We start from the raw sequence: 19,547 nt of genomic DNA, 5'->3' as shown, positions 1-19,547 counted from the left end.
CCCTCACCAGTCGGCCGATTGCGTAAAGGTCCGCGCGAGCGATGGCGTGCCCGCCGTCAGCCCGCAATCGACCGGCAGGCAGATGCCGGTGATCGCCGCCGCCAGCGGTGAGGTCAGAAAACCCACCGCCTCGGCCACATCCCCGGGGCGCGCAATGCGGCCCAGCGGATAATGCGCGGCAGCCTCGGCAAAGACATTCGGGTTTTGCGCCGCGCGCGCCTCCCAGGCGCGGGTGCGGACGGTGCCGGGCGCCACCGCATTGGCCCTGAGCCCGTGGCGGCCATATTCCACCGCGATCAGCCGCGTCAGATGGATCATCCCGGCCTTGGCCGCCGAATAGGCGGGGTGGCCATAGACCCCCAGCCCGTTGACCGAAACGACATTGACCAGCGAGCCCCGGCCCAGGATCAGCTGCGGCGCCAGCGCCTGGAAGGTCAGGAAAGCGGCATCAAGGTTCAGCGCGCGATCGGCCTGCCAGTCGGCCACTGATGTCGAATGCAACCCCGCCGCCGTCACGCCGCCCGCATTATTGACCAGGGTCACCACCTGCCCCAGGCGCTGCGCCCCGACGGCCATGGCCGCGCAGCTGGCGGCATCGGTGACATCGGTCTGCCAGGGCAGGAAGCCCTCGCCCAGCTCCGCCGCCGCGCGCGCAACCGCGTCCAGGTCGAGATCGGTCATCAGCACGAGATCATGATCCTGGCGCAGACGGCGCGCTATGGCTCGGCCAATATCGCCGGCACTGCCGGTGATGATGGCGAGACGCGGCAAAGCCGCAGATGCGGCGGCAGAAGGCTGGTCAGCAGGGCGCGGGTCCAAAAGTCACATCCTTCGCGGCAAGATGACAAGGACCATCGGGGCGGCCGCCATCGTGCCCCGGGCCCGGCTTCAGTCGCCCAAAAGCTGGCGGTCGTCGCCGTCGCGGTGACGGATCAGTTGTTCCTTGATGCCGCGCAGGATCCGGGCAGATCGCGGCTTGTCGGCATAGGCCACCAGGTTCGCGATGATATCGACCACCGCGAGAAAGGCGAAACGGGTCGAGGTGGCGCGGAAGATATTGCGCCCTTCGGGCAGGTCGATCGGGATCACCAGATCAGCGGCCTCGGCCACCGGCGTTCCGGGCTGGGTCAGCGCGATGGTCGCAATGCCGCGCTCGCGCAGCAGCGCGAAACAGCGCACCATCTCGTGGTTGCGGCCCGAAAGCGAAGATCCCACCACCACCGTCCCCGGCTCTGCCGCCGCCGAGATCATCAGATGCATGCCATGGTCATTCGAGGCCGAGATCCGCACCCCCAGCCGGAACAGACGGTTCTGCAGCTCGGTCGCGATCATCGCCGAATTGCCGCCCGAGCCAAAGGCATGCACCATCTGCGCAGAGGAAATCAGCGCGACCGCGCGTTCCACCGCTGCCAGATCCAGCGCCCGATGCATCTGGAACAGCGCGTTCTGCGCCTTGGTCACGATGTCTTCCGCCACCTCGGCAGGGGTCGAGGTCACCGATTCCGGCTTGAGATAGCGCAGCCCGACATAGGCCGAGCGCGCCAGCTGCACCTTGAAATCGGAAAAGCTGGAACAGCCCAGCCGCCGGCAGAACCGCGTCACCGTCGGCGGCGAGACGCCCGCCCGCGCCGCAATCTCGGTGATCGAGGCATTGGTCGCATAGGTCATATCCGCCAGCACCACCTCGGCCAGGCGCTTTTCCATTGCGGAAAGCCGCCCTTCCTCGTCGCTGAGCGCCGAGATCAGGTCCGGCGCAGTCTCGTTCGGGGTGCTCATTCGGATCTCCATGGCCGCAGCCCTGCAGACAGGGACGGGGCTGTTTCACCCCCCACGAAACCTGTCAGAGCGACCTGGTCAAGCATGCGCTGGAATCCGAAATTCATTTTCGTTTCTCCTTGACATTCAGGCATAATCCTTTCGATTATTCCAGAGAATAAGCGATCAAGCTGAAATAATTTTCACGGAGCCGCCCGAATGACCGCCCGAATGACCGCCAGGCGCGACCCATTCGCGAACCCTTTCCCCGAAACGGACACCGATCGCCACGCCATCTGGGAGATGCTGGTGCGCCGCGATATCGACGCCTGGACCACGGCGGACTGGGAGAGGGTGGCGGGCGATTTCACCGAAGGTCCGTTTACCGGGCTTTCCGGCAATCACCAGCCCGATCCGCAGGGCTTTACCTTTGCCTTTCCCAGCCTCGACATCTACCGCGCGGAATGGCTGCGCCAGGCCCAAAGCTACCTGACCGAGTGCGCCGCAGGCATGTTTGACGGTGATCCGCGCCCGCATATCTACGCGGCAACGCGGCTGGACGAGATCGGGATTACCGGTGACGCGGCGCTCGCGCGCAAGAAATTTGACGGTTGGCTGCCGCGCGCCGATGGCAGCCGCGACCGCATGAACTGGCAGACGCTTTACATCTGCCGCCGGGAAGGCGGGCAGTGGAAGATCGGGGGCTTTATGGGCTACCTGCCCCATATCAGGGAGTGATCATGGTCAGCACGGCTCGGAGAAGGGTCTTCGTGGCGGCGCTGGCCACGGAAACCAACACATTCTCTCCCATCGTGATCGACCGCAAAGGCTTCGAGGAGTCGCTTTATGCGCCCCCGGGCCAGCATCCGGTGACCCCGACGCTCTGCACCGCGCCGATCCCGGTCGGGCGCAGGGTCTGCGCAGAAAAGGGCTGGGACCTGATCGAGGGCACCGCGGCCTGGGCCGATCCGGCCGGGCTGATCGCGCGAGGCGCCTATGAGGGGCTCAGGGACGAGATCCTTGCCCAGCTGCAGCGCGCGTTGCCGGTGGATGCGGTGGTTCTGGGCCTGCATGGCGCGATGGTGGCCCAGGGCTATCTCGACCCCGAGGGCGATTTCCTGGCCCGGATCCGCGAGATGATCGGGCCGGATGTGATCCTCTGCGCCGAGATGGACCCCCACAGCCATCTGACCGCAAAACGCGTTGCCGCGCTGGATTTCTTCACCGTTTTCAAGGAATTTCCCCATACCGATTTCGTCGATCGCGCCGAGGATCTCTGGCGCATCCTCGTCGACACGCTGGAAGGTCGGGTCAGCCCGGTGGTCTCGGTTTTCGATTGCCGGATGATCGATGTCTTCCCCACTTCGCGCGAGCCGATGCGCAGCTTTGTCGACCGCATGATGGCGCTGGAGGCAAGCGAGCCGAAGCTTTTGTCCCTGTCCGCGATCCACGGCTTCATGGCCGGTGATGTGCCCGAGATGGGGACGAAAATGGTCGCCGTGACCGATGCTGATCCGGCCCTGGGCGCGCGCCTTGCCGAGCAGTTCGGGCGCGCGCTTTTCGCCAATCGCGGCAGGCATATGATGCCGCAGATCAATGAGACTGAGGCCGTCTCGCGTGCGATGGCGGCGCAGGCCTGGCCGGTCGTGATCGCCGATATGTGGGATAATCCCGGCGGCGGCACGGCGGGGGATGCAACCGTCATCCTCAAGGAATTGCTGGCACAGGGTGCGCGCGGCGTGGCCATTGGCACGATCTGGGATCCGGTGGCGGTACAGCTTTGCTTCGTCGCCGGCGAGGGCGCCGAGATGCCCCTGCGGTTCGGCGCCAAATCCGCGCCCGAGACCGGCGAGCCCTGTGACGCGATGATCCGCGTCCTGCGCCTGAACGCGGCCGCTGAAATGCGCTTTGGCGAGAGCATCGCGCTGTTTGGCCCGGCGGCGCGGATCGCGCTTTTGGACACAACCGGCGCGGAAACCGGGATCGAGGTCATCCTCAACACGGTTCGGGTGCAGAGCTATGACCCCTCGCTCTTCACCGCCCTCGGGATCGATCCGCTGGCGCAAAAGATCCTCGTGATCAAATCAACCAACCATTTCTACGCAGCTTTTGCGCCCATCGCCTCGGAAGTGCTTTATTGCAGCGCCGGGAAGCCCTATCCGAATACTCCGGCAACCAATCCTTACCGGCTGGTCCGGGCGGATATCTGGCCGCGCATGGATGACCCTTTCGGAGAGATGTGATGAGCTTCCCCCCTTCCGGCCTTCCCGCTCCGGGTTTTCCCTGGCCCGAAGCCGGCACGCCGCTGGCAGATGTGGCCACCCCGCTGCCGGTGATCGACGAAGACCGTCTCGCCGCCAATATCGCGCGGGCGCAAGACTATATGGCGGCGCATGGGCTGAATTTCCGGCCCCATATCAAGACCCATAAGATCGCGGCGGTGGCCCGCCAGCAGGTCGCGGCCGGGGCTGTGGGCCTCAATTGCCAGAAGCTGACCGAGGCCGAAGCCTTTGCCGATGCCGGGTTCGACGATATCCTGATCACCTATAACATCCTCGGGCAGGTGCGGATCGCGCGTCTGGTCACGCTGAACGCCCGCGTGGCGCGGCTGGCGGTGACGGCGGATTCGGCGGTGACGATTGCGGGGCTGGCGGCGGCTTTCCCGGCGGAAAAACCGCTCACCGTTCTGGTCGAATGCGATACCGGCGGCGGGCGCTGCGGGGTGCAAAGCCCGCGAGACGCTTTCGCGCTGGCACAGATGATCGCCGCCGCGCCGGGCCTGAATTTCGGCGGGCTGATGACCTATCCCGGCCCTGGCGGTGCCGCGCGGGTCGAGGCTTTCCTGCAAGAGACCATGGCACTGCTGGCGCAGGCGGGAATCCCCTGCCCGATGCGCAGCAATGGCGGCTCGCCCGATCTGTGGAAGGCGCATCTGGTGCCCTCGGCGACCGAGCACCGCGCCGGCACCTATGTCTATAACGACCGCTCGATGGTCAGGGCGGGCGAATGCGGGCCGGGGGATCTGGCAATGCATGTGCTGGCCACCGTGGTTTCGCGCCCGACGCCCGACCGTGCGGTCCTCGATTGCGGATCAAAGGCGCTGACCTCGGATCTGCTGGGCTTTACGGATTACGGCGAGATCGAAGGCCTTCCGGGCGCCAGGATCACCAGCCTTTCCGAAGAACATGCCGTGGTCGATCTGAGCGCCTGTACCGGCGCACTGCCTGAGATTGGCGAACTGGTGCGGGTGGTGCCGAACCATACCTGTGTGGTCTCGAACCTCTTTGACCGGATGGTGTTCCACAAGGACGGCCTGGTCACGCGGGTCGAGCCTCTGGCCGCGCGGGGCACGGTCTGGTGAGTATGGGCAGCGGCACCCTTCACGCAGGTCAGATCTTCGATGGCGAGACCTGGCATCAGGATGCGGCGATCAGCTTCAAAGCAGGTCGGATCACCGCGATCGGCCCCTCGGCTGGGGCGTCGGCCGGCCCCCGTCTGCCCGGCCTGATCGCGCCGGGCTATATCGACCTCCAGGTCAATGGCGGCGGCGGAGTGCTTTTCAACAATGACCCCACGCCTGAGGGGATCGCGACGATCTGCGCCGCCCATGCGCGGCTGGGCACCACGGCTGTGATGGTGACGCTGATCACCGACCGCCCCGATATCACCGGCCGCGCGGTCGCGGCGGCGGAAGCGGCCCGGGCGCCCGGCTTCCTCGGGCTGCATCTCGAAGGCCCGCATCTGTCGCAGGCGAAGAAAGGCACCCATGACCCCGCCCTGATCCGGGTGATGCAGGATCAGGACCTCGCCGCGATCCTCACTGCGGCGGGCCGTCTGCCGCATCTGATCGTAACGCTGGCGCCTGAATCGGTCACGCCGGATCAGGTTCGCGCCCTTGCCGCAGCCGGGGTGACGGTAAGCCTCGGCCACAGCGATTGCGACTATGACACCGCGCGCGACTATATCGCGGCGGGTGCCCGGATGGTCACCCATCTCTTCAACGCGATGAGCCAGCTCGGCCACCGCGCCCCGGGGCTGGTCGGCGCCGCGCTGACGGCGCCCGGCCTTTATGCCGGGCTGATCGCTGACGGCTTTCATGTCGCCGATGCCGCGATGCAGGTCGCGCTGCGGGCAAAACCCGGGGAGGTGTTTCTCGTGTCAGATGCGATGTCGACCATTGGCAGCGATCTGACCGGTTTCATGCTTAATGGTCGTGAGATTTTGCGTGCCGGTGGGCGGCTGACCCTGGCAGACGGCACGCTGGCCGGTGCCGATATCGCGCTTTCGGATGCGGTGCGGTACTGCCATATGCGGCTGGGTCTGGACAAGGGCGCGGCACTGCGGCTTGGATCGGCGGCGCCAGCGGCGGCGCTTGGGCTGACCGATCGCGGCCATCTGCGGCCCGGAGCATGGGCGGATCTGATCTGCCTCGACGATGCGCTGCAGGTCCTCGGCTGTTGGATCGCGGGCACGCCATCCGGCGGCATTGCGGCACAGGAGGCGCGGTCGTGATCCTGTGTTTTGACATTGGCGGCACCAGCATCAAGATCGCCGAAGCCTTTGGCCTTGACGACATCAGGCCAACGATCCGCGTTCCAACCCCGGCCCGGGATTTCACCGCCTTCACCGCCGTCTTGCAGTCCGCCATCGACGCGGCACCCGGGCGGCCCGACTGCCTTGCCTTTTCCATCGCCGGGGTGATCGACCCGGAAACCGGCCTCGCGACCGTGGCGAATATTCCCTGCCTGAGCGGACGGCGCCTGCGCGCTGACCTCGAGACGGCGCTCGGCCTGCCGGTGGTTCTGGGCAATGATGCCGATTGCTTTGCGCTGGCCGAAGCCACCATCGGCGCCGGGCGCGGCCATGCGGTCGTGTTCGGCATCATCCTCGGCACCGGGGTTGGCGGTGGCGTCGTGGTCAGGGGCCAGCTGATCAATGATGGAGCGGGATCGGGCGGCGGCTTTGCCGGCGAATGGGGCCATGGCCCGGTCGCCCAGCGCATTGTCGGGGAGACCGTGCTTCCCGCCTTTCCCTGCGGCTGCGGCCAGACCGGCTGCCTCGACGCGGTCTGTTCGGCGCGCGGCATGGAAAAGCTGCATCTCGCGCTTGGCGGCGCGGGACGTACCGCAGAGGACATCATTGCCGCCTGGCAGGCTGAGGAGCCGGCAGCCTCGCGGACCATCGCGATCTGGCTCGATCTGCTCTCTGGCCCGCTCGCCATGGTGCAAAACATGCTTGGCGCCGGGATTATGGCAGCAGGCGGTGGCCTGTCTAACGCGCGGCCCCTGATCGAGGCGCTGGATAAGGCGGTTCGGGCACGGATCCTGCAACGGCTTTCCCGCCCGCTGATCGTCCAGGCACAGTGCCCGATCGAGCCCGGCCTTGTCGGCGCGGCGGTGCTTGGCCTGAACCGGAAGCACGACGGCTGACCCACCCCATATTTTCCGGTTTCCCGGCGGAGTGATTTTCCGCCGGTTTTGCGTGGATCAGTCACCACCATGAAAACAAATTACATAACTTAAGCACATCATCGAAAATTCATTGACGAACATCGCGACAACCCTCCATGATGCAGAAAAAGAATTTCTCCCCAGGGAGTGAATTATGCGAGTCGCGATTATCGGCCTCGGCTTTCGTCTCGGCTATCTTGGCCATGTATTCCGGGAGATGGACCCGGATTTCGAGATCGTGGGCTATTACGATCCGGCCCCGGCCGGCATGGCGACCCTGACCGAACACGGCATTCCCGCCGGCATCCCGCATGAAAGCCCCGAGGCGCTGGTTAAGGCCGGCGGCTTTGATCTGCTGATGATCGGCTCGCCCAACCATTTCCACCTGCACCATATCCGCCTGGGGCTGGAGGCGGGGGTCAAAGTCTTCAGCGAAAAGCCCCTCGTCTCGTCACTTGAGGACACTTATGCGCTGGCCGCGTTGCTGGCGAGATACGGGCACGAAAACCTCTCGGTTGGCCTCGTCTTGCGCTATGCGCCGCTTTACCGCGACCTGCTGGCCGCGCGTGACGCCGGCACCCTGGGCAATATCGTCTCGGTCGAGGCCGCAGAACATATCTACCCTTATCACGGCGCGTTTTTCATGCGCGACTGGCGGCGCTATGAGAAATGGTCCGGCAGCTTCATGCTGGAAAAGTGCTGCCATGATCTCGACCTTTACAACGGTCTGATCCAGGCGCGACCCGAACGGGTGGCCTCGTTCGGGGCCGGAAGACCTTTATCCCGGCGAATGACCCGCGCACTTATGGGGTTAACGACATGGATATGTTCCACAAAAAGCCCTCGGGCTGGAACGGGTCGGACAAGGTCTTCGATTCCGATGGCGATATCATCGACTATCAGGTGGCCATCGTGGAATACACCAATGGCGTGGGGATGAATTTCCACACCAATCTGAACGCCCCCGATCAGTTCCGCCGTTTCGCGGCCTTTGGCACCAAAGCCCAGGCCGAGGGCGATTTCATCCGCGGCTTTTTCCGCGTGACCGATGTGCTGTCGGAACAGCGGCTGATTGACCGCGAATACAAGGCCACGGCCCTGTCGCAACATTACGGCGCCGATGAGGAAATGGCCGCCGGGATCGTCGCGAATGTCACCAGAGGCGCGGCGCTGCCGGTCTCGACGCTCGACGCGCTGGAGGCGGGTGTGCTGGCGCTTTCCATGGATCAGGCGCGCCATTCCCGCCAGGTGGTCGATCTGCGCCCGGTCTGGGACCGTTATGACGAGGCCCTGACGCGGAAGGGGCTGCATGACCAGTTCGCGATCCGCCTGGATCTTCGCCTGGGCGCTGCTGGCCCCGGCGATCCTCTATGTGCTGGTGATCGTGGCCTGGCCGCTGGTCGAGACCTTCCGCCTTTCCTTTACCGATGCGAGCCTGCGCAAGGTGACGAATTACGTCGGCACCGCCAATTATGAGAAGATCTTCAACGAGACCTTCTTCGGCGTGATCTGGCGCACCTTCACCTGGACGTTTTACTCGGTGGCGCTGAAAATGATCATCGGCACCTTTGGCGCGGTCCTGCTGAACGCCGCCGTGCCGGGGCGCTATCTGTTCCGCATCCTGACCATGCCGCCCTGGATCGTGCCGATGGCGATTGGCATTTTCATGTGGGGCTGGATGTATAATGGCCAGTTCGGGATGATCTCGGGCCTGTTGCAGCGCTTTGGCCTGACCGACGGGCCGGTGGCGTTTCTGGCTTATGGCGAGACCGCCTATTGGGCCACTATCGTCACCGATGTCTGGATCGGCGTGCCGATGGTGACGATCTATTTCCTCGCCGCCATCCAGTCGATCCCGAAAGACCTTTACGAGGCCGCCTGGGCCGATGGTGCCAGCCGCTGGACCCGCTTTCGCCGCATCACCCTGCCTTTGATGCTGCCGGCGATGATCACAATGTCGATGCTCTCGCTGATCGCGACCTTCAACTCTTTCGATATCATCTGGATCCTGACGCAAGGCGGGCCTTCGGGGTCGACCACCACCATGATCATCGACACCTATCACACCGCCATCGGGTCGAAAAAATACGGCGAAGGTGCCGCGCGGGCGGTGGTGATCTGCATTTTCCTCTCGCTCTTCTGCCTCGCCTATTTCCGGGTGACGCGGCGGCTGCAGACCATTGGCGGAAAGGAATAGGCCATGGCTTTGTTCCATGACAAAAACACGCCGATGATTGATCGCTACCACTGGTGGGAGGTGATCGCGATCTATGCCGGGATCTTTGTCTTCCTGTTCTTCCTGCTGGCACCGTTCATCGAAGGCTTCCTGGTCAGCCTGAAGCCGCTGGCCGAGCTCTTTTCCACCCCCTACAGCTTCTGGCCGGAAAACGGCTCTTTCGCCGCCTATTCGACCATGTGGGAGCGGGTGCCTGGCTTTGCCTGGTATGTGTTCAACTCTTTCCTGATCTCGACCGCGGCCACCGTGATCGTGCTGCTTCTAGTGGTGCCCGCCGCCTATGCCTTTGCGCGGTTCGATTTCAGGGGCATGGGGCTGGTGCTGGGCGGCTTTCTCGCGGTCTCGATGTTTTCCGGGGCGGTGCTGCTGATCCCTTTGTTCCGGCTGATGCGCAGCCTTGGCATGCTCAACACCTATTGGGCGATGATCGTTCCGGGCGCGGCCTTCCTGATCCCTTCGGCGGTCTGGCTGTTGCGCACCTATATGATGCGCATCCCGTCTGAGCTGAACGAGGCCGCCTGGACCGATGGCGCCAGCCAGTTTTACATCTTTCGCCGGGTGGTGCTGCCGATTGCCAGCCCCGGGATCGTGGTGGTCGCGATGGTCACCTTCATCGGCGCCTATAGCCAGCAATTCATCTTCGCGCTGACCTTCAATTCCAAGACCGAATATATGCCGCTGCCGATTGGCCTTTATGCCTTTTTCGGCAAGCAGGATGTGGTCTGGAACGAGCTGATGGCCGCCGCTTTCGTGGGCATCGCCCCGGCCATGGTCATCATCTTCTTCCTGCAAAGATACCTTGTCGGCGGGCTGACCGCCGGGGCGGTAAAATAAAAACCCTTCACAACCGGGAGTATGTGACGTGTCCAACCTGCTTCGGAATAGCCTGATCGGCGCGGTGCTTGCCACCACGACCGCGCTGCCCGCCCTGGCTGAAGACATCAGCTGGATCTATTGCGGCGACAAGATGGACCCGGTCCATGAGAAATATATCAAGGAATGGGAAGCCGCCAATGACGGCTGGTCGGTCAAACCCGAGGTCGTGGGCTGGGGCCAGTGCCAGGACAAGGCGACAACGCTGGCGGCAGCCGGCTCGCCCGCCGCGATGGCCTATGTCGGCTCGCGCACGCTGAAGGAGTTTGCGCTGAACGACCTGATCGTCGAAGTGCCGATGACGGATGAGGAAAAAGCCGCCTATTACCCCCATATCGTCGATACCGTCACCTTTGACGGCACCCAATGGGGCGTGCCGGTCGCGTTTTCGACCAAGGCGCTTTACTGGAACAAGGGGCTCTTCAAAGAGGCCGGGCTTGATCCGGAAAAGCCGCCGGTTACCTGGGCCGAAGAGATCGACTTCGCCAAGGTCATCAAGGAAAAAACCGGCAAGGCCGGCTATGGCCTGCCCGCCAAGACCTTTGACAATACCGTCCACCAGTTCCTGCACTGGGTCTACACCAATAACGGCCAGGTGATCGATGCCGGGGGCAAGATCACCCTCGACAGCCCCGATGTTCTGGCCGCGCTGACCGCCTATAAGGACATCACGCCTTACTCCGTCGAAGGCGCCACCGCCTATGAGCAGAACGAAATCCGCGCGATCTTCCTGGATGGTCAGGTCGGCATGATCCAGGCCTCGGTGGGTGCGGCCTTCCTTCTGGCCGATACCAAGGTCGACTGGGGCGTAACCGATCTCCCGCTCGGGCCATCGGCCAGGGGAAAGGGCACGCTTCTGATCACCGACAGCCTTGCGGTGTTCAAAGGGTCGGGGGTCGAAGACAAAACCATAGAATTCGCGAAGTTCATCACCTCACCCAAGGTGCAGGAGGAATATGAGGCCGGTGGTGCTGCAGGGCTGACACCGCTGCGCCCCAGCCCGGCGGTGGATGCGATGCTGGCGGCCGCGCCCTATTGGAAGCCTTTTGTTGACGGGATCGAATTCGGCGGTCCGGAACCTTTGTTCACCGATTACAAAGGCTTCCAGAATGTCATGATCGAAATGGTGCAATCTGTCGTGACCGGCACCGCCGAACCTCAGGCGGCGCTGACCAAAGCCGCCGCCGCTTTGGAAGAATACAAGTAAGGCGCGGGGGCCTGCCTCCTCGCTCCGGCTGGCCCTTCTCCCTGTCACGGCGGCACATCTCCCCTGCCGCCGTGATCCTTGCATGAAAAGGATCCGCTCTTTGGGCCAGTTGTCGTTGAAAAACGTGGTGAAGACCTTCGGCCAGTTCGAGGTCGTCAAAGGCGTGAACCTTGATGTGACGGAAGGCGAGTTCATCGTTTTTGTCGGCCCCTCGGGCTGCGGGAAATCGACGCTGCTCAGGATGATCGCCGGGCTGGAACATACCACGGCCGGCGATATCGTGATCGATGGCAAGCGGGTGAATGATCTTGCCCCGGTAAAACGCGGCATCGCGATGGTGTTCCAGTCTTACGCGCTTTACCCGCATATGTCGGTTTTCGAGAATATCGCCTTCCCGCTGCGCGTCGAACGCGCGCCCGAGGCGGTGATCCGCGAAAAGGTGACGGCGGCGGCAAAGATCCTGCATCTTGACCAGCGGCTGAAACAAAAGCCCGGCCAGCTTTCCGGCGGTCAGCGCCAGCGCGTCGCCATCGGCCGTGCCATCGTGCGCGCGCCCGAAATCTTCCTCTTTGACGAGCCGCTCTCGAATCTTGATGCCGCCCTGCGCGCTGATATGCGGATTGAACTCACGCGGCTGCATAAACAGCTTGGCGCCACGATGATCTACGTGACACATGACCAGGTCGAGGCGATGACCATGGCCGATCGGATCGTGGTGCTGAATGCGGGTTACATCGCCCAGGTCGGTGCGCCGCTGGATCTGTATCACAAGCCGCAAAACACATTCGTCGCGGGGTTCATCGGCAATCCGCGGATGAATTTCCTGCCCGTCACCTGCACCGGGGTCACCGATGCCGGCGCGGTGATTGACTGGCAGGGCAAAGCGGTGACGATTCCGGTTCATGCGACTGCGGCCGCAGCCGGCCAGACCTTCACTCTCGGGATCCGGCCAGAACATCTTACCCTTACGGGAAGAGAGATGCAGCTTGGGGTGACGCCTTCGGTGGTCGAACATCTTGGGCAGCAGACCATCGCCTGGGCCAGCCTGAACGGCACAGCTGAAACCTCATTCTGCATCGCTTTGCCCGGCGACCAGGCGATAAAGGCGGATCAGGCGGTCACCCTCGGGTTCAGTGCAGCCGACTGCCATCTGTTTGACGCGGCAGGCGAGGCGCTGGACCGCCGCCTCTTGCCCGGAACATCCAATGGCTGAGCCTCAGCTCTCCGCCGCATCCACCGCCTTGCGCATCGCGCTCACGGCAAGATGGATGTTCGGCGGATCGGCCAGCAGGCTGCCGCCCAGCAGATAGACGACATCCTGGCCATACATCCGCACCATGTCAGCGGCACGCTCCACGCTCATCCCGCCACCGGGGCTGGGGAGCATTGCCGCCCCCGGCCCGTCGGGCGCGCGGCAGGCATCGGCGATTTGCAGGCATTCGGGCGCGGAAAAGCCGAACCGCCCGCCGACATTCGGGAAAACGGAAATATCCGCGCCCGCAAGCCGCTGAAGCGTGCCGAAGATCACGCCGTGATCTATGCCGGTATCGGGCGAAAGCACCCAGGGGCCCAGGAAAGACGGATGCGTCATCACCGGCAGGTCAAGGCCCGCATCCTGCGCGATGCGATGCACGAGGCCAAAGCCCAGAAGCCCCGGCATCACGATCACGCCGCCCGCCCCGGCCTCCTTTGCAAAGCGCAGCCGCGCCTCGATCTGATCCGCCGGGCCGGAGAGGTTCGGGATATAGATGACACTACGCCCATATTCGGCATTGGCCTTTGCGACAGCCTGCGCCACCGCCTCGACCCGTGCCTCGAAGGGTGCTGCCGCCTGGCCCGCAAGCCCGTGGTCTTCCTTGATGATGTCAGCCCCACCGCGCACAGCGCCCGCGGCCAGCGCGGCAAAGGCCGCAGGTGGCTGGCCCATCGGCTTCAGCACCGGCGCAATCATTCCGCCTGTTGCGCGACCGCAGCGCGCCCGGATGCCTTTGATGCCGAAACGCGGGCCGGGAAAGCGCGCCAGCATCGTCTCACCCGGCTCAACTCCGGTCACCCGGATCCCCTGCTGGATCGAGGAATTGCCGAAAACCACATTCAGGAACTGGCTGAACTCCTCTCCGGCGCTGTCGGGCGAGTAAGAGATTTTCGCCTGAAAGACGCCCTCCGACAGCGTGCCGGTCTCTTCAACCCGGCCGAGGATCTCGTCTTCGATATAGCCCGGCGGCACCACCGCGCGCGGGATCTCGACCGTCTGTTCCAGCGCGATTGCATCCGCGCGGGCGCGGGCTTCGGCCAGATCACCGGCGCGGATGCGGTAGGTGACGGTGAAGCGCATCAAAGCGCCTCGGCCTTGACCACCGAATGCACCGCCTCGACCCGGACCGCGCCTAGCGCGTCTTCGTCAATGCCGGTCTGCTGCCCGGTCAGGCGTTCGACCGCGCGAACAAGGCTCAGCGCATCCATCCCGTAATAGCGCATGAGATAGGGGCGCGAGCCGCCATGGGCATAGGTGTCCTGCAGCCCCAGCCGGATCAGGCGGCGCGAAAGCCCGGCCTCGGCCAGCGCCTCGGCCACCATCGAGCCGATACCGCCGGTCACCAGATGGTTTTCCAGCGTGATGACGCCGTGTTTCACCTGTTCCGCATGGCCGATGATCGTCGCCGCATCAAAGGGTTTCAGGGTGTTCAGATGCAGGTGACGCACCGAAACCCCCGCCCGGTCCAGCGCGGCCCTTGCCCGGATCGCCTCTTCGGTGGTGATGCCGGCGGTGATGACAAGCACATCGGTCCCTTCCGCCAGAACGCGGATCTTGCCGATTTCCAGCGGGGTATCGAAAAGCCGTGGCACCGCGCCGCGCAGGATGCGGCAATAGACCGGGCCATCGACAGAGTCGGCGGCGGCGACGATGCTCTCGACCTCGGTCGCGTCCCCGGCCTCAAGCACAGTCATATTGGGGATGGTGCGCATCACCGATATGTCTTCGATTGCCTGATGCGTCATGCCGCCAGGCGTGGTGATCCCCGGCAGAAAGCCCATCAGCCGCACCTGGCGGCGCGGATAGGCTATGGAGGCCATCAGCTGGTCATAGGGCCTGCGGTAAAGGAACACGCCGAACGAGTGCAGGAAAGGCCGGAACCCCGCCAGACCAAGCCCGCCCGCAAAGGACAGCATGTTTTGTTCGGCCATGCCAAGCGACAGAAACTGGTCCGGATGGCGGTCGCGAAAGCCGTCGATCTCGCAGCTGGAGGTCAGATCGGCGGAAAGGCACAGAACCTCGGGGTGCTGCACGGCGTAGTCCTCGAAGGCCTTTGCATAGGGGCGGTTCACCATTTCCATCTTCAGTGCCCTCCCAGGTCGACGGGTGCGATGCCAAGCTCGGCGGCAATGGCGATGTTCATTTCGCGGCGTTCCTCGTCAGATTTGAACCGCACATAATGCAGGCGCGGGAAGCGCTTCATCAGGAATTCCATGCCCTTTGTCGGACTGGAATGGGCAAGGACGATCAGCGGCTGGCCCTCATGCGGGGTCGCTTTGGCCTGACGCAAAGCGGTCAGGTCATGGGCGTCAACCTCGGCGACCACCGCGCCGAAATTGCGGAATTTGGTGGCGATGTCGCCAACGGTCATCACCGAATCCATCGCGCCGTCGCATTGCTGGCGGTTGACGTCCATCAGCGCCCAGAGATTGTCGATGCCGTGATGGGCGGCTGCCTGCACTGCCTCCCAGGTCTGGCCCTCCTGGACCTCGCCGTCTGACATATAGACACAGACCTCGCCGGTCTCGCCACGGCGTTTGCGCCCCCAGGCAAGGCCCGCGCCGGTCGAAAGCCCGATGCCAAGAGTGCCATTATGCACCTCCATCCCCGGGGAATGTTCGGCACCGATCATCTCGACGGATGACCCGTCCTGGTTGAACATCTCAAGCCCTTCGGGGGCCATGCGACCGACCTCGATCAGGCAGGCATAGGCCACCAGCGCGTAATGCGCGGGCGCGATGAACAGACGGTCATGCACGGCGTCGAACGGGCCGTTATAGCCTGCGCCGGTGCGGTAATCATGGTTCGCGGCCGAGGGCACCCCGCCAAAGGGCGGCGGCACCAGCGGCATGGTCGAAGGACCAAGGTTCAGCGCCTCGTTATACAAAAACGCCAGCTGCTCGGCGGCGGAACAGGCCTGGCTCAGATAGCCACCATTATTGCGCATCGAATGTTCGAACACGCGGCAGCGGATGCCATGGGCCACATCTTCGGTGGTACGGGAGTTTTGCATCTGTGGCCTCATCGAATTGTATCGGGGCCGGTCAGGCCGGCCCCGCAAGTCAGATCAACGCGCGGGGAGCTTCATCCAGGGGCTCACCGACACTTCGGCATGGACGAAAGCCGGCATCTTCGCGCCCAGCTCTTCCATATTCGAGATATCGAGCTCATTGAGCTCGGCCTGGGTGATCAGAGTCGGCGGCACGATGACCTGGGCCGCGACCGTCTCACCGGCCAGAAGCTGCGCAAGGGTGCGCACCGAAACCTCGCCCACCACGGCGGGGTTGGTCGCGGCAGTGGCTTTCCAGCTGGAACCGTCTTCCCGCATCAGGGCGATATCGGCGGTCGAAACATCCGCCGAATAGATCGCGACATCCTGGCCCATGCCGGCCTCGTCCACAGCGATTTTCACGCCCTTGGCGAATTCGTCATAGGGGGCAAAGACGACCTGGATATCGGGGTTGGCCGACAGCACCGAGCGCGCCTGGTTAGCGACCGAATTGGCAATCGGGTTGTCCATGGTGCCGAACATCGCCTTTTCGGTGATGCCCGGATATTTCGCCTTGAACTCTTTCCAGGTCTCATCACGGCGGTCGAGCGGGGCGATGCCGGGGACATAGACGTAACCTGCGGTCCAGGTCTCACCCTGATCCCTGATCGCCTGTTCCAGCGCCAGACGGGCGAGGTCGCGGTCAGACTGCTCGACCTGCGGGATGGCGGCGTTTTCGACATTCACGTCAAAGGCCACAACCTTGATCCCGGCATCAACCGCGCGCTGCGCGGCCTCTTTCATCGACTCGGTCAGACCGTGCTGGATGATGATCCCGTCAACGCCAAGCGCGATGGCCTGATCAACCATATCGGCCTGCAAAGCCGCATCCTGGCGCGAATCGAAGACCTGAAGGCTGACGCCAAGCGCCTCTGACTGCTTTTCCACGCCGGAAAGATAGGCCTGGAAGAAATCGCCGGTCGACAGATAGCGCACCAGCGCGATCTTCACATCGGCGGGCTTGTCGAATGGCGCCGGCGCATCCTGTGCGATCGCGAGGCCCGGGATCAGGGCAATACCGCCCATCAGGCCCACAAACACCCGTCTTGAAAACATGGTTTCCTCCCTCTTCTTTGTTGTCCGTTTCGCTCAGCCGCGCGCCCGGCCTCCCCGACCGGAAAGCGCGAAGGTAAAGACGAGGGCGACGACCAGCACGGCGCCCTTGATGAAATCCTGCGTGTAATAAGGTGCGTTCAGCATGGTCAGGCCCTGCAACAGGATGCCGACAAACAGCGCGCCAATGGCGGTGCCAAAAGCATTCGGCTTCGCGGCGCCCAGCACGGCAAAGCCGATCAGCGCGGCGGCCACGGCATCAAGCAACAGGTTGTTGCCCGAGGCCACATCGCCCCGCCCCAGCCGCGCCGCGAGCAGGATGCCCCCGAACGATGCCAGCGTGCCCGAGATCACATAGGCCAGAATGCGGTAGAAATTGACGTTAATGCCCGCAAGGCTCGCCGCTTTTGCGTTCGATCCGATCGCATACATGACACGGCCATGGCGGGTGAGTTCGAGAAACCCCCAGACGAGGAACGCAATCACGATCAGGAACACCACCGACAGCGGCACCAGATCCTCAAGGATGAAATCGAGCCGGTGTCGCCCCAGCATCAGAAAGCCGGGCGAGAATGTGCCGGTCGCGGTGCCGCCTCCGGGCAGCGACATGCCGGTCGAGATGGAATTTCCTTCCGTCGGGATACGCTGCAACCCCATCAGCAGGAACATCATCCCAAGCGTCGCCAGAAGATCCGGCACCCGCATCTTAACGATCAGCAATCCGTTGATCAGGCCGACAAAGGCGCCCATGGCAAGGCAGAACACCACCGCCTCGACCGCACCGAGATCCCAGATCACCATCGTATAGGCCGAAAGCATCAGGGCAGAGGTCGCGACCGCCCCGATGGACAGGTCGAAGCCGCCCACCACCAGGGTCGCGGTGACGCCAAGTGCCAGGATGCCGGTGATCGCCACCGATTGCAGGATGAAGACGCCGCTGCGTGCAGTCAGGAAAGCCGGTTGCGCGATGGAAAAGCCGATCACCAGCCCCGCCATCAGGATCAGGAACCCGTAGCGGATCGCGAAATCGGTCAGATTGAAGTCTTTTTTCATGAAGGCATTCCTGCGGCGGATTCGGTGACCTGCGCCATGACAAGGCCAAGGTCGATATTCTGATTGCGATGGGCGCCGATGATCGAATGCTCGCTCATGACAAGGATGCGATCGGCCACTTCCAGCGCCTCGTCGATCTCGGCACACAGCACCAGGGTGGCGCGGCCAGAGGCGCTGGCACGGATATGGCGGCCGATGTCGCGGCGCGCCTGGATATCGACCCCCTGGAAGGGCTCATCAAGGATCAGAAGGCGCGAGGCCTCGGCCAGCCAGCGCGCGACCACAACCTTTTGCTGATTGCCGCCCGAGAGCGTCAGGATCCCGTCTTTCGGGCTCTGACACACGACGCCCATCTCACCGATCATCCTGGTCGCGGTGGCGCGTTCGGACCCGGGGTGCAGCAGCGACAGCAGCCCCGAATGGCGCGACAGGAAGGGCAGCACCATATTGCGGGTGATGTCGAATTCCGGGATCACCGCATTCAAAAGCCGGTCTTTCGCCGAAAGAAACACTCCCGCCTGCACCGCCGCGCCCGGATTTTTCGGCATATATGGCGCGCCGTCCAGGGTGACCGTGCCGCCATGCGCGCGTGAGACACCGAAAAGCACCTCGGCCAGCAGCGATTTCCCCGACCCGACAAGGCCGGTGATCGCCACGACCTCATTTTCATGCAGGCTCAGATCGAACGGCACCGCATCGGGCCGGAGCCGCAGCGCGCGCGCCCCGATCACCGCCCGGCCCTGAGGCGGAATGTCGATATCGACCTCGGTGATCTCATGACCCAGCATGGCGCGCACGGCGCCGGCGTAATCCAGGGTTTCGCCCTCGAACTGGCCGGAAATCTGCCCGTCCCGCATCGAGACAATCCGGTCGGCAAGGCGACGGATATCGGACATGCGATGCGAGATATAAAGGATCGCCACACCCTCGGCGCGCAGCCGGTCGATCAAAATGAACAACCGTTCCGTTTCGGTCGCCGAAAGCGATGAGGTCGGCTCGTCGAGGATCAGAAGCCGGGGGCGATGCGACATGGCGCGGGCGATGGAAACCAGCTGCCGGTCGGCAAGGCTCAGCTCGCGCACCGGGCGCGTAACATCGACATCCAGCCCAACCGCGCCGGCGATCCGCAGCGCCTCTTCGCGCATCCGGCGGGCGTTGAGCAAGAAAGACGATCCCGCCGCCAGCTCGTCGAGCAAAAGATTCGAGGCCACGTCAAGATCCGGCGCCACCCCGTCATTGATGTTCTGATGCACAGTCACCACCCCCGCCCGCAATGCAGAGGCCGGGTCCGGCGGATCAAAGGGCTGGCAGCCCAGCGTGATCTCGCCGGTATCGCGGCGCTGCACGCCGCAGAGGATCTTGACCAGAGTGGATTTCCCCGCCCCGTTCGCCCCCATCAACACAGTCACCTTGCCCGCCGGCAGGGTCAGATTGACCCCCCGGAGCACATGATTGCGCGCAAAAGAACGGGTCAGCCCCGTGATAACGATGGCGTCCTGCGGCACGATGGTCTCCTCTCCCGACCCGAGGCTAGCGTCTCAGTTATTCAAATGTCAATAATGTTTGACAAATGCCGCAAGAATGGAAATCCTTAGCCGGAACCCCGGGATGCGGGA

General features: G+C 63.7%; 19 protein-coding genes. 11 read left to right on the top strand and 8 right to left on the bottom strand.

All coding sequences use genetic code 11. The features are described from left to right. Positions 1-3 precede the first annotated feature (3 nt). Complete coding sequence (locus tag QNO18_RS04170; RefSeq protein WP_283176662.1) at positions 4-819, bottom strand: SDR family oxidoreductase; 816 nt, start codon at positions 817-819, stop codon at positions 4-6. A 69-nt stretch (positions 820-888) separates the two neighbouring features. Further along, complete coding sequence (locus QNO18_RS04165) at positions 889-1,776, bottom strand: MurR/RpiR family transcriptional regulator (protein WP_283176661.1); 888 nt, start codon at positions 1,774-1,776, stop codon at positions 889-891. A 198-nt stretch (positions 1,777-1,974) separates the two neighbouring features. Here QNO18_RS04165 and QNO18_RS04160 point away from each other — a divergent pair, with 198 nt between their 5' ends. The 11 genes from QNO18_RS04160 to ugpC all read left to right on the top strand — a co-directional run bounded on the left by QNO18_RS04160 (position 1,975) and on the right by ugpC (position 12,734). Beyond that, positions 1,975-2,493: a hypothetical protein gene (locus tag QNO18_RS04160; RefSeq protein ID WP_283176660.1), complete on the top strand. Its 519-nt coding sequence runs from the start codon at positions 1,975-1,977 to the stop codon at positions 2,491-2,493. A 2-nt stretch (positions 2,494-2,495) separates the two neighbouring features. Continuing rightward, entirely contained in the window at positions 2,496-3,998 is a 1,503-nt protein-coding gene (locus QNO18_RS04155) for a M81 family metallopeptidase (protein ID WP_283176659.1), read from the top strand. Further along, positions 3,998-5,116, top strand: coding sequence for a D-TA family PLP-dependent enzyme (locus tag QNO18_RS04150; RefSeq protein WP_283176658.1), 1,119 nt, complete (start codon positions 3,998-4,000; stop codon positions 5,114-5,116). Before QNO18_RS04155 ends, QNO18_RS04150 begins: the two co-directional genes overlap by 1 nt. Before the next feature lie 2 nt (positions 5,117-5,118). Next, positions 5,119-6,267 carry an N-acetylglucosamine-6-phosphate deacetylase gene (gene nagA, locus QNO18_RS04145; protein ID WP_283178740.1) on the top strand — a complete coding sequence of 383 codons (1,149 nt, stop codon included), beginning with the start codon at positions 5,119-5,121 and terminating at the stop codon, positions 6,265-6,267. Beyond that, a complete protein-coding gene (locus QNO18_RS04140) occupies positions 6,264-7,184 on the top strand; it encodes an ROK family protein (RefSeq protein ID WP_283176657.1) in 921 nt (306 codons plus the stop codon). The genes nagA and QNO18_RS04140 overlap by 4 nt, the downstream gene beginning before the upstream one ends. A gap of 175 nt (positions 7,185-7,359) precedes the next feature. After that, complete coding sequence (locus QNO18_RS04135; protein ID WP_283176656.1) at positions 7,360-8,145, top strand: Gfo/Idh/MocA family oxidoreductase; 786 nt, start codon at positions 7,360-7,362, stop codon at positions 8,143-8,145. After that, on the top strand, positions 8,118-8,681 hold the full coding sequence (locus QNO18_RS04130; RefSeq protein ID WP_283176655.1) for a hypothetical protein: 564 nt from the start codon (positions 8,118-8,120) through the stop codon (positions 8,679-8,681). Before QNO18_RS04135 ends, QNO18_RS04130 begins: the two co-directional genes overlap by 28 nt. Beyond that, a complete protein-coding gene (locus tag QNO18_RS04125) occupies positions 8,578-9,402 on the top strand; it encodes a sugar ABC transporter permease (RefSeq protein WP_283178739.1) in 825 nt (274 codons plus the stop codon). Before QNO18_RS04130 ends, QNO18_RS04125 begins: the two co-directional genes overlap by 104 nt. A 3-nt stretch (positions 9,403-9,405) precedes the next feature. Then, a complete protein-coding gene (locus tag QNO18_RS04120) occupies positions 9,406-10,275 on the top strand; it encodes a carbohydrate ABC transporter permease (RefSeq protein ID WP_283176654.1) in 870 nt (289 codons plus the stop codon). Positions 10,276-10,303: 28 nt separating this feature from the next. Beyond that, positions 10,304-11,521 (top strand): extracellular solute-binding protein, encoded by a 1,218-nt coding sequence (locus tag QNO18_RS04115; RefSeq protein WP_283176653.1) that lies wholly within the window; start codon positions 10,304-10,306, stop codon positions 11,519-11,521. An 82-nt stretch (positions 11,522-11,603) separates the two neighbouring features. Then, the gene (gene ugpC / locus QNO18_RS04110) at positions 11,604-12,734 is read left to right on the top strand and encodes a sn-glycerol-3-phosphate ABC transporter ATP-binding protein UgpC (RefSeq protein WP_283176652.1); all 1,131 of its coding nucleotides are present in this window, start codon (positions 11,604-11,606) and stop codon (positions 12,732-12,734) included. Between the two features lie 3 nt (positions 12,735-12,737). Here the strand turns inward: ugpC and QNO18_RS04105 are convergent, their stop codons facing one another. From QNO18_RS04105 to QNO18_RS04080, 6 genes are read right to left on the bottom strand one after another with little or no spacing between them, the layout of a single operon-like run. Further along, on the bottom strand, positions 12,738-13,856 hold the full coding sequence (locus QNO18_RS04105) for a RuBisCO large subunit C-terminal-like domain-containing protein (RefSeq protein ID WP_283176651.1): 1,119 nt from the start codon (positions 13,854-13,856) through the stop codon (positions 12,738-12,740). Beyond that, entirely contained in the window at positions 13,856-14,857 is a 1,002-nt protein-coding gene (locus QNO18_RS04100; RefSeq protein ID WP_283176650.1) for a transketolase C-terminal domain-containing protein, read from the bottom strand. Before QNO18_RS04100 ends, QNO18_RS04105 begins: the two co-directional genes overlap by 1 nt. 2 nt (positions 14,858-14,859) lie before the next feature. Beyond that, positions 14,860-15,789 carry a transketolase gene (locus tag QNO18_RS04095; RefSeq protein ID WP_283176649.1) on the bottom strand — a complete coding sequence of 310 codons (930 nt, stop codon included), beginning with the start codon at positions 15,787-15,789 and terminating at the stop codon, positions 14,860-14,862. A gap of 54 nt (positions 15,790-15,843) precedes the next feature. Then, entirely contained in the window at positions 15,844-16,881 is a 1,038-nt protein-coding gene (locus QNO18_RS04090) for a substrate-binding domain-containing protein (RefSeq protein ID WP_283176648.1), read from the bottom strand. 33 nt (positions 16,882-16,914) lie between these two features. Beyond that, complete coding sequence (locus QNO18_RS04085) at positions 16,915-17,931, bottom strand: ABC transporter permease (RefSeq protein ID WP_283176647.1); 1,017 nt, start codon at positions 17,929-17,931, stop codon at positions 16,915-16,917. Beyond that, the gene (locus QNO18_RS04080; protein WP_283176646.1) at positions 17,928-19,436 is read right to left on the bottom strand and encodes a sugar ABC transporter ATP-binding protein; all 1,509 of its coding nucleotides are present in this window, start codon (positions 19,434-19,436) and stop codon (positions 17,928-17,930) included. Before QNO18_RS04080 ends, QNO18_RS04085 begins: the two co-directional genes overlap by 4 nt. Positions 19,437-19,547: the final 111 nt, after the last annotated feature.

It is taken from the genome of Gemmobacter sp. 24YEA27 (genome assembly GCF_030052995.1).
Lineage (GTDB): Bacteria > Pseudomonadota > Alphaproteobacteria > Rhodobacterales > Rhodobacteraceae > Pseudogemmobacter.
Note: the sequence above shows the minus strand (reverse complement) of the source record. Positions and strands in the feature narration are given on the sequence as shown.

Bases quoted from the DNA above. Each gene is read 5' to 3' on its own strand.
- QNO18_RS04165 (WP_283176661.1), bottom strand. From the start codon at position 1,776: ATGAGCACCCCGAACGAGACTGCGCCGGACCTGATCTCGGCGCTCAGC.
- QNO18_RS04160 (WP_283176660.1), top strand. From the start codon at position 1,975: ATGACCGCCCGAATGACCGCCAGGCGCGACCCATTCGCGAACCCTTTC.
- QNO18_RS04155 (WP_283176659.1), top strand. From the start codon at position 2,496: ATGGTCAGCACGGCTCGGAGAAGGGTCTTCGTGGCGGCGCTGGCCACG.
- QNO18_RS04150 (WP_283176658.1), top strand. From the start codon at position 3,998: ATGAGCTTCCCCCCTTCCGGCCTTCCCGCTCCGGGTTTTCCCTGGCCC.
- nagA (WP_283178740.1), top strand. From the start codon at position 5,119: ATGGGCAGCGGCACCCTTCACGCAGGTCAGATCTTCGATGGCGAGACC.
- QNO18_RS04135 (WP_283176656.1), top strand. From the start codon at position 7,360: ATGCGAGTCGCGATTATCGGCCTCGGCTTTCGTCTCGGCTATCTTGGC.
- QNO18_RS04120 (WP_283176654.1), top strand. From the start codon at position 9,406: ATGGCTTTGTTCCATGACAAAAACACGCCGATGATTGATCGCTACCAC.
- ugpC (WP_283176652.1), top strand. From the start codon at position 11,604: ATGAAAAGGATCCGCTCTTTGGGCCAGTTGTCGTTGAAAAACGTGGTG.
- QNO18_RS04105 (WP_283176651.1), bottom strand. From the start codon at position 13,856: ATGCGCTTCACCGTCACCTACCGCATCCGCGCCGGTGATCTGGCCGAA.
- QNO18_RS04100 (WP_283176650.1), bottom strand. From the start codon at position 14,857: ATGGAAATGGTGAACCGCCCCTATGCAAAGGCCTTCGAGGACTACGCC.
- QNO18_RS04095 (WP_283176649.1), bottom strand. From the start codon at position 15,789: ATGCAAAACTCCCGTACCACCGAAGATGTGGCCCATGGCATCCGCTGC.
- QNO18_RS04090 (WP_283176648.1), bottom strand. From the start codon at position 16,881: ATGTTTTCAAGACGGGTGTTTGTGGGCCTGATGGGCGGTATTGCCCTG.
- QNO18_RS04085 (WP_283176647.1), bottom strand. From the start codon at position 17,931: ATGAAAAAAGACTTCAATCTGACCGATTTCGCGATCCGCTACGGGTTC.